This window comes from Microbispora bryophytorum (assembly GCF_043197435.1).
GTDB lineage: Bacteria > Actinomycetota > Actinomycetes > Streptosporangiales > Streptosporangiaceae > Microbispora > Microbispora bryophytorum.
In genome coordinates, this window is sequence record NZ_JBICTF010000002.1 from 352,869 (window position 1) to 367,898 (window position 15,030).

Annotated in this window: 11 protein-coding genes; 2 read left to right on the forward strand and 9 right to left on the reverse strand. The window is 71.8% G+C overall.

Annotated elements, in window-relative coordinates; translation table 11 throughout:
* The first annotated feature begins 150 nt into the window (after window positions 1-150).
* A complete protein-coding gene (locus ACGFIB_RS06600; RefSeq protein WP_393369052.1) occupies window positions 151-2,439 on the forward strand; it encodes a DEAD/DEAH box helicase in 2,289 nt (762 codons plus the stop codon).
* Window positions 2,440-2,590: 151 nt separating this feature from the next.
* Here ACGFIB_RS06600 and ACGFIB_RS06605 read toward each other — a convergent pair whose 3' ends face one another.
* The 9 genes from ACGFIB_RS06605 to ACGFIB_RS06645 form a co-directional block, all read right to left on the reverse strand.
* Window positions 2,591-4,489, reverse strand: coding sequence for a hypothetical protein (locus tag ACGFIB_RS06605; RefSeq protein WP_393369055.1), 1,899 nt, complete (start codon window positions 4,487-4,489; stop codon window positions 2,591-2,593).
* A gap of 291 nt (window positions 4,490-4,780) precedes the next feature.
* Window positions 4,781-5,185 carry an Rv3654c family TadE-like protein gene (locus ACGFIB_RS06610; protein ID WP_393369058.1) on the reverse strand — a complete coding sequence of 135 codons (405 nt, stop codon included), beginning with the start codon at window positions 5,183-5,185 and terminating at the stop codon, window positions 4,781-4,783.
* Window positions 5,186-5,497: 312 nt separating this feature from the next.
* A complete protein-coding gene (locus ACGFIB_RS06615; protein ID WP_393369061.1) occupies window positions 5,498-5,911 on the reverse strand; it encodes a TadE family type IV pilus minor pilin in 414 nt (137 codons plus the stop codon).
* Window positions 5,912-5,988: 77 nt separating this feature from the next.
* Window positions 5,989-6,702 carry a DUF4244 domain-containing protein gene (locus tag ACGFIB_RS06620; RefSeq protein ID WP_393369064.1) on the reverse strand — a complete coding sequence of 238 codons (714 nt, stop codon included), beginning with the start codon at window positions 6,700-6,702 and terminating at the stop codon, window positions 5,989-5,991.
* Window positions 6,703-6,935: 233 nt separating this feature from the next.
* Entirely contained in the window at window positions 6,936-7,682 is a 747-nt protein-coding gene (locus ACGFIB_RS06625) for a type II secretion system F family protein (RefSeq protein ID WP_357258789.1), read from the reverse strand.
* Window positions 7,683-7,853: 171 nt separating this feature from the next.
* The gene (locus ACGFIB_RS06630; RefSeq protein ID WP_393369069.1) at window positions 7,854-8,594 is read right to left on the reverse strand and encodes a type II secretion system F family protein; all 741 of its coding nucleotides are present in this window, start codon (window positions 8,592-8,594) and stop codon (window positions 7,854-7,856) included.
* Window positions 8,591-9,769, reverse strand: coding sequence for a TadA family conjugal transfer-associated ATPase (locus tag ACGFIB_RS06635; RefSeq protein WP_393369072.1), 1,179 nt, complete (start codon window positions 9,767-9,769; stop codon window positions 8,591-8,593). The genes ACGFIB_RS06630 and ACGFIB_RS06635 overlap by 4 nt, the downstream gene beginning before the upstream one ends.
* Window positions 9,766-10,854: a septum site-determining protein Ssd gene (gene ssd, locus ACGFIB_RS06640; protein ID WP_393369075.1), complete on the reverse strand. Its 1,089-nt coding sequence runs from the start codon at window positions 10,852-10,854 to the stop codon at window positions 9,766-9,768. Before ssd ends, ACGFIB_RS06635 begins: the two co-directional genes overlap by 4 nt.
* Window positions 10,855-11,841: 987 nt before the next feature.
* Window positions 11,842-12,618, reverse strand: coding sequence for a Fic family protein (locus ACGFIB_RS06645; protein WP_393369078.1), 777 nt, complete (start codon window positions 12,616-12,618; stop codon window positions 11,842-11,844).
* Window positions 12,619-12,880: 262 nt separating this feature from the next.
* On the opposite strand from ACGFIB_RS06645, the gene acs reads away from it, so the two are divergent.
* Window positions 12,881-14,857, forward strand: a complete 1,977-nt coding sequence (gene acs, locus ACGFIB_RS06650; RefSeq protein WP_357241786.1) for an acetate--CoA ligase — start codon at window positions 12,881-12,883, stop codon at window positions 14,855-14,857.
* The last annotated feature ends 173 nt before the right edge of the window (window positions 14,858-15,030 follow it).

Genomic DNA, 15,030 nt, shown 5'->3' on the forward strand with positions numbered 1-15,030 from the left:
GTGGAGCATGTTCCAGCACGTCAGGCAGGTGAGACACGGTGGCCGGAATGGGCCCCTGATCTGCTGGTCTCGCGGCTGCGCGCACAGGGGGTCTCCGGCCTGTGGGAACACCAGCTTATGGCCGCCGAGCTGGTTAAACGTGGCCAAAACGTGATCATTGCCACAGGAACCGCGTCCGGAAAATCCCTGGCCTACCTGGTGCCGGCCGTCACGGAGATCTTCTCCGGTGGCACCGTGCTGTATCTCACCCCGACCAAGGCGCTCGCCGCCGACCAGCTCAGGGCTCTGCGCTCGCTGCGGCTGACGCAGGTGCGCGCCGCGACCTACGACGGCGACACACCGCCCGAGGAACGCCGATGGGTCCGCCAGAACGCCAACTACGTGCTGACCAACCCGGACATGTTGCACAGGTCGATCCTGCCCCGGCACTCGTCCTGGTCGTCATTCTGGCGACGGCTGCAGCTGGTGGTCGTGGACGAGTGCCATGGCTACCGGGGCGTCTTCGGCTCCCACGTCGCCCAGATCCTGCGCCGGCTGCGCCGGGTCGCCGCCAGGTACGGCTCCTCCCCGGTGTTCCTGCTGGCGTCGGCCACCGCGAGCGACCCCGCCGCCGCGGGAGTGCGTCTGACCGGCCTTGAAATGGCCGAGGTGACCACGGACGCCTCTCCCAGGGGTTCGACCACCTTCGCCCTGTGGGAGCCGCCCCTGACCGATTTACGCGGGGAGAGCGGGGCCCCCGTCCGCCGTACGGCCACGGCCGAGGCGGCCGACCTCCTGGCGGACCTCGTGATCGAGGACGTGCGCACTCTCGCGTTCGTCCGCTCCCGCCGCGCCGCGGAGGCCGTGGCCCTCACCGCCCGCCGCACGCTGGAGGAGGTCGAGGCCCTTCTCGACGAGGAGCCCGTGCCGTACGGGGAGTACGCCGAGGGCGGGCCGGAAGAAGTGAGCGGACCGGACGACGGCGGAGCTCTTCGCGACGCCTTCGGCGGCGTTCCGGACGAGGCCTTCGACGGAAACGGCGGGCGGGGGCGGTCCCCCGCGAAGGCCACGGAGGCCGGAGAGCCGGCTGAGATCGACGCGGGAGGCCGGACAGATCGCGGAGGAGGGCGGCTGTCCGACCGGGTGGCGGCCTACCGGGCGGGCTACCTGTCCGACGACCGGCGGGTGCTCGAAAAGGCCCTGCGCTCGGGCGAACTGACCGGCCTGGCCACCACCAACGCGCTCGAACTCGGCGTCGACGTCTCAGGTCTCGACGCGGTCCTCATCGCCGGATGGCCCGGCACCCGCGCATCGTTGTGGCAGCAGGCGGGCCGGGCCGGCCGCGCGGGCCAGGACGCGCTGGCCGTGCTGATCGCGCGGGACGACCCGCTCGACACCTACATCGTCCATCATCCGGAGGCGGTGTTCGGACGGCCGGTGGAGGCCATCGTCCTCGACCCCGACAACCCGTACGTGCTGGCGCCCCACCTGTGCGCCGCCGCCGCGGAGATCCCGCTCACCGAGGGCGACGTGGAGATCTTCGGCCCGGCGGCGCGCGGCGTGCTCGACGACCTCGTGAGCCGGGGACTGCTGCGAAGGCGCCCCACAGGGTGGTTCTGGACGAGCCGGGACCGCGCGGCCGATCTGGCCGACATCCGTGGCTCGGGCGGCGCCCCGGTGCAGGTCGTGGAGGCGTCCACCGGCCGCCTGCTGGGCACGGTCGACGAGCCGTCGGCGCACACCATGGTCCATCACGGAGCCGTCTATCTGCACCAGAGCGAGACGTTCGTGGTCGACGTGCTCGATCTGGACGCGGGGGTCGCCCTGGTCACCGCCGCCGAACCGGACTACGCGACCTTCGCGCGGGACGTCACCGACATCCGGGTGATGGAGTCGCTGCGTTCGCGGCCCTTCGGGCCGGGGACCATTCACTTCGGCTCGGTGGAGGTCACCCGGCAGGTCGTCTCGTACCTCAAACGGCGCGCCCAGACCGGGGAGGTCCTCGGCGAGGAGCCCCTCGACCTGCCGCCGCGCACGCTCTGCACACGTGCGGTCTGGTGGACCCTGCCCACGCCCGCACTCGCCGAGCTCATCGAGCCCGGACACCCCGCGGATCTCGGCGGGGCGGCGCACGCGGCCGAGCACGCCTCGATCGGCCTGCTGCCCCTGTTCGCCACCTGCGACCGCTGGGACATCGGCGGCGTGTCCACCGAACTCCACCCCGACACGGGTCTGCTCACGGTCTTCGTCTACGACGGCCACGACGGAGGCGCGGGCTTCGCCGAGCGCGGGTACGCCCGGGCGTCCGACTGGCTGACGGCGACGCGGGAGGCGATCGCCTCGTGCGAATGCGAACGCGGCTGCCCGTCCTGCATCCAGTCCCCCAAGTGCGGAAACGGCAACGAGCCGCTCGACAAGGCCGGGGCGATCCGCCTCCTCGACATCCTCCTGCGCACCTGATCCAGCTGAGCACCCGATCCGGCGCGCGGAACACGTCAGGCCGGGTACGGGCCCTCCCGGCAGGCAGGCAAGCGCCGCAGGCACAAGTCCCCTTGGGGAAACACGGGTCCCTTGCCGGGACCACCCGGCCCTTGCCGGGACCACGCGGCCGTCAGAGCTCGGGGCGGCGGCCGGAGCGGAGGCTCTCGTCGTCCTCCGTCCAGACGTCCGGCTCGGGCTGCCGAAGCGGCCGTTCCGGCATCTGGCCGTTGATCGCCGCACCCGCAGGCCCCGCCGGCGGGCTACCCGCGGCCCCCGCCGGCGCCCTACCCGCGAGCCTCGCCGGCGCCACAACCGCCGGCATCTGTCCGGGCAGCGCCCCCGAAGACGGCATCTCGCCGGTGGACCCGATGTCAGCGGTAGGGCCGATTTGCGCGGTTGCCGGCAGCGGCTCCTGCTGGTCCGGCCGGTCGAGGAAAGCAGCCGGCTCCTGATCGGACAACCTGGTCCCCGTACGCGTGTCCGTGGTCGCGCCCGCGTCGGCGATCACGCCCGCGTCTGTATCCGTGGTCGCGGCCATGCCCGTGTCCGTGGTCACGCCCGTGTCCGTATTCGAGGTCGTGGCCATGCCTGTAGTCGCGTCCACGCTCGCGTCTGTATCCGTCGTCGCGGCCACGCTCGCGCCCTTGATCACGCCCGCGTCTGTATTCGAGTTCGCGGACACGCTCGCGCCCGTGTCCGTGGTCGTGTCCTCGGTCGTCGGGGAGACGGCGCCCAGGCGGATCTCGGTGTCGGCCTCCGGATCCGGGAGATTCTCGCGGGCCTTCGGCCTGGCCAGGATCACGGAGGGACGTCGTAGCGGCACGTTTCCCCTGGCCTTCGCCGTGGCGGTGCCGCTGACGGCGGCCGCACCGCTCGCCACCGTCGCAGCCTCGGGCGAGGCGCCTGTCCTTCCTGTCACCGACCGCGGCTGCGAGCTCCCGGATCGTCCCTCACCCGCGCTGTCGCTCGTCAGGCCCTTGCGCCGCAGCCAGGCGCCCAGATTCGCGCCCGTGAGCAGCAGGACGACGGCAAGCGCGACGTACACGCCGAAGCTCAGCCCGCCGAGCGGCAGGAAAGAGGACTGCGCCGTCATCTTCGGATCGTCGGTCTTGTCCGGGGCGACCACCGGCTCGGTCTGGTCACTGCCACCGTTCGCCTGCGGCAGCGTGAGCTCGGTGTCCTTCGGCAGCTCGGTGTCCTTGGGCAGCGTGGCGTTCTGCGGCAGTGCCGGTTCCGCGTTCGGCACGGCGGTGGACCGATGCGTCTTCGGAGTTTCGGCGGCGCGCGACTTGCCCACCGACTGGGCGGCCGGTTTCCGCGACGGAGACGGAGAGGGGCTCGCGGACGCCTTGGGGGCGGGAACGGTCACGTACGCGGCCGCGGACCGTTGAGATGCCACGGAGCCGCCGGTGCCGTCCGATCGGAACGCGCGGACGGAGACGTCCACCTTCTGTCCACCCATACCGGCCGGAAGCGCGAGGCTCGTTTGACAGGTGGAACCGGAGCAGGCGGAGTCGGCGGACACGGACCCGGACTTGCCGGCCTTGACCGAGGTGATCTCGTACGACTGCAGGTCGGGCTCTGCGCCCTTCGCCCAGCCGACCAGGATCGTCGAGGGGTTCTTGAGCCGTGCCTCGACCCCTGAGGGAGCCTCCGGCGGACGGCTGAGCACGAAGGTGGAGGTGGCGTAGGTCTTGTGTGTGACCTCACCGAACAAACTGACCGTGAATGTGCCGTTGGGGGCGTCGCGGGGGTCGAAGGATCCGCTGATCGTCTGGTTCGCACCGCCGGACGCGATCTTCTGCCGGGATACGGAGGGGCCTTCGACATACAGGGCCATGCTGATCTGGAACCAGTCCGTCTTCGCGGAGATGGCGACCGCACCGGATGACTTGACGACCTCCCCGTCCGCGGGGGACAGGATCTCGGCGTCGGCCGCGTTCGCGGGTGTGACACCGATCATCGGCGTGGACGCCAGAGCCATCAGAACGATCATGGCCGTTGTGCCCAGCCGACGAACCCTGGTCACGACGTATCCCTTCGTGGAGAACCGTCCGCCCCGGCCGCCTCGGCGGAACACGTACGGCGACTGAGAGTACGCGGCACTTTACGCCAGCCGTCCACTCTTGGACCGAATGTCTAAGAAGTCGTGATTCTATTGCGACAGAAGTAGTCTCACATTGCGGAAGATCAGAAATACGCCATTTGCCCGGTCGCGCCCGCAGCGGCCGGTAATACTCATCCCGGCTCGACGGGGGTCGGCGGCGGGATATGCCGTGTCCTTCTCCGCCGGAATGATCCGCCCGCCGCGACCGCCCCCTCATGCGGCGGCGCCGACGGGACCGGCCGATGCGGAGGCGGTGGCCGTCGCGGGACCGAGGAGGGGGACCACGAACCGCACCGTTACCGCGACCTCGGCGACACCGTCCGACAGCGAGCACGACCGCAGCGAAGCCCCGTTGGCGGCCGTGATCGCCTGCGCACGGTCACACGCCTCATCCGGGACCGCCAGCGCCACGCGAGCGGCCCCGAGCGCGCCGAGGTCGGCGGCGCTCTGTGCCCGGTGCCGGGCGACACGAGCGACACCCACCTGGACGGCCACCATCGCCACGGCCCAAACGGCGGTCATGAGGGCGATCGTCCAGATTGTCGCCGAGCCGCGCTCCTGACTGGAGCACGCTCCGCCTTCGCATGCCTGAAATCTCCTCATTCTGCCTGCCCTCATGTCCGCGACGATCAGCCATGACACGTCCTGGCCGTTCGAAGTCGTCCCGGCGCTCAATCGGCTCCGGGCCCGTCCGGCGGCCGTGATCACCCGACTTCCGCGGGATGTCCCGCCGGATGCACCGCTCCCGCGCCTGCCGGCCGGGAATGATTCCTCATTCGCGTGCCCCCGCTCCCGCGATCCCCCGTTCCTCCCGCTCCTCCGGACTCAGGGCGACCGCGTTCAGGGCGACCGCGTTCAGGGCGACTGCGTTCAGTGCGACTGCGTTCAGTGCGACTGCCGGCCGCGTTCACATCGCTTCCGAACCGCTCGTCATTCGCGTCCGCCTGGTGCCGGAGCGACGAGGTCCGCCCGAGGCCCGCAGAACGGGTCGCCTCCGCAACCCGCCGACATCGCCGGAAGAACGCCGGGTTCGGTGGCGGAGACGGCGGCGGCCCGGAGGCGAGCAGACGGGAGCGGCGATCTGAAGGGCGGCCGGACGGTCGCGACGACCTCGACCCGGGTGGTGTCCGCTCCCACGCGAATGGACACCGTGGCACCCTCGGGAGCCAGTCGCAGGACCGCCGCGCTCACCTCCTCGGCCGCCTCGCCCCGTGCGGCGGCGCGTGCGCCGGCCCGGGCCGCGTCAACGCATCGCAGTTGCGCGCCCACGACCGTCACCGCCCACAGTGAGGCGATCAGCACCACCACGAGGGCCGGAAGCGCGACAGCGGTCTCCGCGGTCACGGAGCCTCGCTCCCGCGGGGGCGGCACGTCCACCACCCGACGCGACATCCAGGCACAGCAGCGCACCACCGCAGGCCTCAGGCGGCCAGCTTCAGCGCCTTTTGGATGAGCGCGGCGAGCATCGACCTCACTTCTCCGCTGGTGACCACCTTCCAGAGCAGCGCCGCGAACGCGCAGGCGGCTATCGTGCCGACGGCGTACTCCGCGGTGGACATGCCCGCGTCGGCCCTCGTTTTGGCCTGCACCGCCCACTGAACGCTCATCTCTCGAACTCGGCACGAGGCCCGGGCGGCCGATCGCCGCAGCGCGGCGGACGACCTCCGCAGCACGCCCGCCTTCGGGAAGCCGGCCAGGGCGCTGAGAGCGAGGACGCTTCCCAGCGGGCTCACACCGGATCGGCGGCGGCGATCTTCCGTCCACAGCCTGCCTCCCGCCCCGTGGCCCACAACCGCCCACCGGCTCGCGATCGCGCGCGGGCCGGCGATCGAACGCGGGCCGGCGATCACGCGCGGGCCCGCGATCGCGCGCTGTGGCGGGCTGCCGGGCTTCGGCTCCCACCCGGACAGCGACGACGACCCCGAGGCCGTGGAAGCGCCGAATCCTGCCCACCGTCCGAAGCGGGTGAACGCGGACGTGCGCCCGGAGCGGCCGAGTAGCGCCCTGCGTGCCGAGCGCACGAGCGCCCCCCATCGTGACGGCCGCGCCCTGTGACGGCCCACGGCGTCACCGTCTCGCCGCCGGAGAGTCGTGCCCGTCTGATTCCTCCGGCCGGTCGCGGCGTGCTTGCTCATCGGTCCTCCTGACCCGCTCGGGCGGCCCCTCCGCCCGTGCTGGGGCCAGACTGCGGGATCACGGACGGAGGAATTCGGGCCGAGCGCGGTTCTGTGGACAAGAGCCCTGCCACCGGGGTTTTCCACAAATACAGCGCTCTCGTCTGTGGATCGACGATCAGCGATTGTTGAGCGTCTGTACCCTTTGCCTCGCCTGCTGTCCACAGTTGTGGATGAGGCTGTCCACAGGTTGTTCATGGCAGGAGGATCTGGCCCGCCAGACCCGCGACCATGGGGATGATCCCCAGGAAGACGAAGGCCGGCAGGAAACAGAGCCCGAGCGGTGCGACGGCGTGGACACCTACCCTGCGCGCCGCAGCCGAGGCCGTCGCCTGAGCCGCACGCCGGGCGTCGTCGGCGAGCCGGGTGAGGACGTCGGCGACCGGCGCGCCGCTCTGGGCGGCCCGAATCATCGTTCTGGCCAGAGCGCCGAGCGCCGGTTCATCGGACAGAGCGGCCCACGCCTCCTCAGGAGGAGCGCCCAGGCGCATCTGAGCACCGGCCCACGAGAGGCGCTCACCCACCGGACCCCCGATCGCGTCGGCGGTCGTCTCGACGGCCCCGCTCATCGGTTGCCCTGCTCGGAGACAGGCGACGATCAGATCGACGGCGAACGGAAGGTCTGCGCCCATACGCTCCCGGCGGCGCCTGACCTCGGCCGGTTCCCGCCTGCGAACGGCGACGAACAGGCCGATGGCCGTCGCCGTCCCCGCACACGCCCCCACCAGACCACCGAGAAGCAGGAACAGCGCGACTCCCACGGGTGCCGCGACGGCCACCCCTCGACGTGACGCGCTCGCGCCCATCGGCGCGGCGCCTGGTGATCCCCGGGACGTCGCCGCCGACGCCGCGACGGCGTTCAGCCGCACAGCCGGCGAACGGGCAACCGGCCACGTCAGCATCGCCAGTGTGGTCAAGAGCCCGGCCAGTACGGCGATCATGCCTCGCCCCCTTTCAGTAGGACAACCGTCTCCAGCAGGACAGCCGCAGTAGGACAGTCGGCGGCGTCTCCCCACGACGACGGCCGTCCGGTCGATGACGGCACCGCCCGATCAGGGCACCGTCAGCTCCTCCGGCCGATCACGGCGCCGCCCGATCACGGCGCCGCCCGATCAGGGCATCGTCAGCTCCTCCGCCCGGGTGACGAGCCTGTGGGTCCACCAGACACCTGCGGCGTCGAGGGCGAGCCCGACGACCAGGCAGACGAACCCCGCCGGGTCGCCGAACAGGAACGCCAGCGGATCCATGCCGAGTCCTGCGGCCATCAGCAGGCCGAGCACGGGCAGGCCCGCCAGCATCCGGGCGGTTGCCCGGGGTCCGGAAAGCTGGGCGGCCACGTCCTCTCGATGTGCCTGCGCCTCCCGCAGAGACGCGCATACCCGTTCCACCACTGCGATCAGGCCGCCGCCCACGGCCACGCTCACCCGCCAGCACGCGGCCAGCCGGACCAATCCCTCGCCGCCGCGCGCGGGCGCGGCCTTCATCAGGGCCGCGGCGACGTCGCCGCCATCTCGGGCGGCGGCGACCACCGGGGCGAGCGCGGCCGGATCGGGTGGGCTGACCGAGGAGACCGCCCGAGCGAGGGCGTCTCCGGGGGTCCTGCCCGCCGACAGCTCGGCTGCCAGGCTCTGGCACAGCTCCACGGACGCCGCACGCCAGGCCGCCGCCGTCGCCCCTGGCCGTGGGCGGCGGGCCAGCACAACCAAGGACCTGCGTGCGTCCTTTGACCGCCGGTTCCGCGTGAGCGACGCCAGCCGTGTCGTCCCGGCATCCGGCCCGGCCCACATCCAGCCGGCGAGGGCGGCGGCAAGCATCGCGACCAGCCCCGCCGCCGGTCCGCCCGGCGGCGTCATGACGGCCACGAGACCGGGCAACGTGCTCGTAGCGCCTCGAAGGACGGGCCGCGGCGCGCCCGGCCGTCCGCGTCGAAGGTCAGGGCCGGAGCCGCCGTCACCAGGCCGGACGGGCCGCGCTCGAGCACGCAGATCTCCGCGACGCGGCGACGGCCGCCACCGGTCTCCCGCACGAGGTGGATGACGAGATCGAGCGCGGCGGCGATCTGGCTGTGCACCGCCTCCCGTGTCAGCCCCGCCGCGCAGGCCAGAGCCTCCAGCCGCGCGGGCACGTCGGCGGCGTTGTTGGCGTGCAGCGTGCCGCAGCCGCCCTCGTGACCGGTGTTGAGCGCCGCCAGCAAGTCGACGACTTCCGCTCCGCGCACCTCGCCCACCACCAGGCGGTCGGGTCGCATCCGGAGGGCCTGCCGTACGAGATCGCGCAGCCCGACCCCGCCCGCGCCTTCCAGGTTCGGCGGCCGGGCCTCCAGCCGTACGACGTGGGGGTGCAGAGGCTGCAACTCGGCGGAGTCCTCGACCAGCAGCAGACGCTCCGCCGGGCCGGCGAGCGAGAGCATGGCACTCAACATCGTCGTTTTTCCAGTGCCGGTGCCGCCCGTGACCAGGAACGCCAGCCGGGCCGCCATGATCGCGCGGAGCACGGCGGCTCCGCCCTCCGCGGCGAGCTCCTCCACCGCGAACGCCCGTCGTGACGGCAGCCGCAGGGACAGGCAGGTCCCCTCTGCCGCGATCGGCGGGAGGACCGCGTGCAGGCGCACGCCGCCGGCGAGCCGGGCGTCCACATAGGGGCAGGCGTCGTCGAGACGACGCCCGGCCGCTGCGGCCAGACGCTGAGCGAGCCTGCGGACCTCGTCGTCCCCCGGAAACGTCACGCTCGTCCTGCGCAGGCCGTCCCCGTCGTCCACCCACACCTCGCGCGGCCCGTTGACCAGGACGTCCGTGACACCCGGCTCGGCCAGCAGGGCTTCGAGCGGGCCCGCGCCGATGAGATGGGCGCGCAGCGTCCGAGCAACGGCCAGGATCTCGGAGTCGCCGAGCACGGCCCGCTCCGCGCGCAGGGCGGCCGCCACCTGGGCCTCGCTGGGGGCGGCGCCGGTATGCGACAGCCGTACGCGCACCGCCTCGACCAGCTCCGCGCCGACCCCGGGAACGGTCGCCGGTCCCGGGCGCGTCACGGGCCACCTGCCCCGGCGGACGAACGGCCGGTCCTGCCGCTCTGGGAGAGCCCGCCCAAGAGAGAGTCGAGCAGCTCACCGCAGAAGCGGCCCAACGGGGACCGGCGCAGCGGCGGCGGGTCTCCCCGGTCCACCGTCTCCACGAGTCCGCGCGTCTCCGGGAGCACACCCGCGCACGGCACCGACAGAGAGGCCGCGACGACCTCCGGATCGAGCGTCCCGGCGCGCATCACCAGGCGCAGGTCGCCGGTCCCCGGCCGGAGCAGCGTCACCGTCTGGGCCGCCGCGAGCGCTCCCCGCAGGTCCGCGGGAACGACGACGATCGTCGCGGCGGCCCTGGCGAGGGCCTCGGCCTCGCCCTCGCCGACGTGCCGGGGCAGGTCGACCACGACCAGGTCGCAGCCGCGCTGCGCGGCGTCGAGCACGACGCGCATCGCCTCGCGGGGGATGCGCACCGGCTCACCGCGATGCGCCGACAACACCGTCAGCTCCCCGAAGGTGGGCAGCGCCTCCTGGAGGGCGGCGAAGCTCACCCTGCCCTCCCTCCCGACGACGTCGGGCCAGCGGGCGCCCAGGGCATCCTCCTGACCTAGCAGCACGTCGATGCCGCCGCCGAGCGGGTCGGCGTCGACGAGGAGCGTGCGCAGCCCGCCGCGGGACGCCGTCAGCGCCAGGGACGCCGCGAGGACGGTGGCACCGGCGCCGCCCTTCCCTCCTGCGACGCACAGGACCGTGCCCGCCCGGGTCACGGGCTCGGCGGTGTCGCCGAACTCCTCCACGAGGAGCCGCTCCGCCTCGGGCAGTTCCAGCACGGTGTGCGCCCCGACCGCGACGCATCTGCGCCACATGTCGGGGTCGTCGGTCGTCCGTGTCACGACGACCACGTTCTGCCGGGGCGGCGGACCCGTGGCGGCCAGATCGTCGGCCAGGTCACTGCCGACCACGACCAGCGGGGCCCGGATCCAGTACGGCCGGGCGTGGGCGGCCGCGTGGGCGACGTCGAGTTCGACGCCCGCGGCGGCGGCGATGCGGAGCAGATCGTCGAGGAGTTCCTGATCGTCGGTTATGGCCAGTGGGCGTGGCATCGGTGTCTCCCTGTCGTCCCGGACGACTCGGTGTTCGGGAGGACCACGATGCGAGAGGCCGCGACCGGCGCGGGCGAGCGAACCGCGTTCTGTGGACGAAGCCCGGCCTGTGGACAAGACCGAGATAGTTCGGGTTGTCCACTAATGGCCACAGGCAGGTTGATCGATGAAAAAGGGCGACCCCCGCCGGGGGGGAGAGCGGGGGTCGCCTAGCGGTCCGGCTCTGGGGGGGTAGAGCCGGTCCCCTATAACAAGAAAGCTTTAAACAACGGACCAGGACATGGCAAGGGCTCCTGCGCCATCAAGCCGCGCACGCCGTTCCGTATCGAGAGACACACCCGTATCTTGCCTGATCACGAGAGGTACGTCGAGCACTCTCACCAATCTGAGTAAAACTTTTCCCCAGAGTCAGTGTGGCATGTCGACACACGCCGTCGCAACGGGTAGTGGAGCGGGCCACGAGGAGTCACCGTCCCCACTTCCTCATGCCGACATACGGCACCAATGGGGACATAAGCATAGGAATGACCCATGCGACTCGGTAAAGCTCTTGGCCTTGGGGTTTCCATCTCGGGGAAACGGACGTAAAAAGGGATTACGGACCTGCGGGTCCGTGTACGTACGGCATCGGGTACCCACGCGCGACCAGCCGCGGGAGGCGTGTCGAGACGGGCTTGACCCGTCCGACAAATCAGGGTGCACGCTTGGTAGCCCGATGACACGTACCGGCGACGGCGTCCCACACCAGGGACGCCGTCTGCTTTGTCCACAACAGGCGCCGCACACACCACCGCCGCACACACCACCGCCGCACACACCGGCGCCGCGCACACCACTGCCGCACATGGCGGCCCGGCCACGGCCCAGCGCACCACACCCGCCCGTGCAGGCCCGGCAGACCGGCACGCGCCCAGCGGACCACAGACCCGGCGGCTCGGCCCGGCGGACCACGCCCAGGCACCGCGTACGGTGGCGCGCAGGGGCGGATCAGCGGGACATGGCCTCGCAGATCGCCGTCGTCTCGCGGACACCGTGGACGACCGCCGAGGCGCAGTGCCTCACCCAGGTGCCGACGCCCTCACTCGTCCCCTTGAGATACGCCCTGAGGCCCTCGGCGTACGCGTCGCCGAGGTCGGCGTGCCCCACCTCGACGACGGCGAGCGACTTCGGATCGAGGCCGAGGTCGACCAGCGTGAGCCGCTCGGCGGCGCGGGCGACCAGGCCGTCGGCCACGCCGAACGGACGCAGCACCGCCAGCTCCGCGTGCACGATCGCGGCGAGCACGAGGGCGGGCGCCGCGGTGGAACCCGTGACGAGCCCGGCGAGGGCCGACATGCGGGCGGCGGTCTCCTCCGGCCCGGGCGCGGGGCCGAGCCCCAGCGGATCGGTGGCCGTGGACGCGGTCCGGGGCCTGCCGGGGTCGACGGTCATCCCGGCCGCCGCCAGCGCGTGCAGCCGGGCGAGGACCTGCCGCGGCGCCGAGCGCCACGTCGGGGCCAGCCGGCCGACCTCGGCCGAGGCGCGCAGCGCGCCCTGCACGACGGGATCGGTCACCTCGCCCCCGCGCAGCGACTCGAGCGGCACGTCGACACCTTCGATCGCGGCGGAGGCGCGCGCGCCGCGCAGGGCCGACTCGGCCGACACCTCGGGACTGCGCCGGCGCAGCACCCGGTGCCGGTAGAGCCGGTCGACGGCCTCTCGGGCCTCCTGTACGGCCTCGGGCACGCCGGGCAACCCGGCGATGACGGCCAGGGGATCGCTCACAGCCCCCGACCATACCCGCCACGTTGAAGGTCGTTCGCCGAGGAGGTACGGCCGTTCAGCGCACAAAGACGACGCCGGTCTCGGTCAGTTCCTCACCTATCGTTAAGTTGGCAGGTTATAGGCGGTAACCGGACAAAACGCCCCCACCCCGATTACTTGTACTTGACACCGCTCGCCTGGTGAAGTGGGACACGACATACCCCAGCTTGGCCGAGGCGGCCGAACGAGAGACAACCTTTTAGACGCTGTGAAGGAGTACGGAGTGGCCACCGAGACCCCCGGTCAGGAAACCCAGGAGACGCTGTCGAACCTGCTGAGCGAGACGCGCCGGTTCGAACCCCCTGCGGACCTGGCCTCGGCCGCGAACGTCACGGCGGAGGCCTACGAGGAGGCCGCACAGGACCGGCTCGCGTTCTGGGAGCGCGTCGCGGAGCGGCTGACGTGGGCGGAGCGCTGGGACACCACGCTTGAGTGGGAGCCGCCCTTCGCCAAGTGGTTCGTCGGCGGCAAGCTGAACGTCGCCTACAACTGCGTCGACCGCCACGTGGAGGCCGGCCGGGGCGACAAGGTCGCCTACTACTGGGAGGGCGAGCCGGACGGCGACAGCCGTACGATCACCTACTCCGACCTGCAGAAAGAGGTCTCGAAGGCCGCCAACGCGCTGCAGGAGCTGGGAGTGCGCAAGGGCGACCGGGTCGCGGTCTACATGCCGATGATCCCCGAGCTGCCGATCACCCTGCTGGCCTGCGCCCGAATCGGGGCGATCCACTCGGTGGTCTTCGGCGGCTTCTCCGCCTCCGCTCTGAAGAGCCGCATCCACGACGCGGACGCGAAGGTCGTCGTCACCGCCGACGGCGGCTTCCGCCGCGGCGCGCCCAGCGCGCTGAAGCCGACGGTCGACGAGGCGGTCGCCGAGTGCCCCGGCGTCGAGCACGTCGTCGTGGTGCGCAGGACCGGCCAGGACGTCGCCGTCACCGAGCGGGACGTCTGGTGGCACGACCTCGTCGACCGCCAGCCCGCAGAGCACGAGCCGGTGCCGCACGACGCCGAGGACCCGCTGTACATCCTCTACACCAGCGGCACGACCGGGAAACCGAAGGGCATCCTGCACACAACCGGCGGCTACCTCGCCCAGGTCGCCTGGACCCACGACGCGGTCTTCGACCTCAAGCCCGACAGCGACATCTACTGGTGCACGGCCGACATCGGCTGGGTCACCGGGCACTCCTACATCGTGTACGGCCCGCTCGCCAACGGTGCGACCAGCGTGATCTACGAGGGCACCCCGGACACCCCGCACCGCGGCCGTTTCTGGGAGATCGTGCAGAAGTACAAGGTCACGATTCTCTACACCGCGCCCACCGCGATCCGCACGTTCATGAAGTGGGGCGACGACATCCCCGCGAAGTACGACATGTCGTCCCTGCGAGTGCTCGGCTCGGTCGGCGAGCCCATCAACCCCGAGGCGTACGTCTGGTATCGCGAGCACATCGGCGCCGGCCGCTGCCCGGTGGTGGACACGTGGTGGCAGACGGAGACCGGCGGCATCATGATCAGCCCGCTTCCCGGCGTCACTGCCGCCAAGCCCGGCGCCGCCATGCAGCCGCTGCCGGGAATCTCCGCCGACGTGGTCGACGACCAGGGCAACTCGGTGCCGAACGGCGGCGGCGGCTTCCTCGTGGTCCGCGAGCCGTGGCCGTCCATGCTCCGGACCATCTGGGGCGACGACAAGCGCTACGTCGACACCTACTGGTCGCGGTTCGAGGGGATGTACTTCCCCGGCGACGGCGCCAAGCGCGACGAGGACGGCGACCTGTGGCTGCTCGGCCGGGTGGACGACGTCATGCTCGTCTCGGGACACAACATCTCCACGACCGAGGTCGAAAGCGCGCTGGTCAGCCACCCGAAGGTGGCCGAGGCGGCCGTCGTGGGCGCCACCGACCCGGTGACCGGCCAGGCCATCGTGGCCTTCGTGATCCTGCGCGGCAGCGCGGAGGAGAGCGACGACGTCGCCGCCGAGCTGCGCGCTCACGTGGCCAAGACGCTCGGCCCGATCGCCAAGCCGCGGCAGATCCTGGTCGTGCCCGAGCTGCCGAAGACCCGCTCCGGCAAGATCATGCGCCGGCTGCTGCGCGATGTGGCGGAGAACCGCTCGCTCGGCGACGTCACCACGCTGACCGACAGCTCGGTCATGAACCTGATCGCGGAGAAGCTGCCCAGCGCCAAGAGCGACGACTGATCACGAGCCGCCCGATTTCGTGAGGAAGGCGTGGACGAACGGCGTCCACGCCTTCCGCGTCTCCGCGCCGGCCGAGGGCGGGTCGCGGCGCGGAGCGTACGGATCGCCCGAGCCGTCATATTCGGGTCGTCGGGGGGCAGGTCTCCGCGTGTCGCGTTCTTCGAACCGGTTAT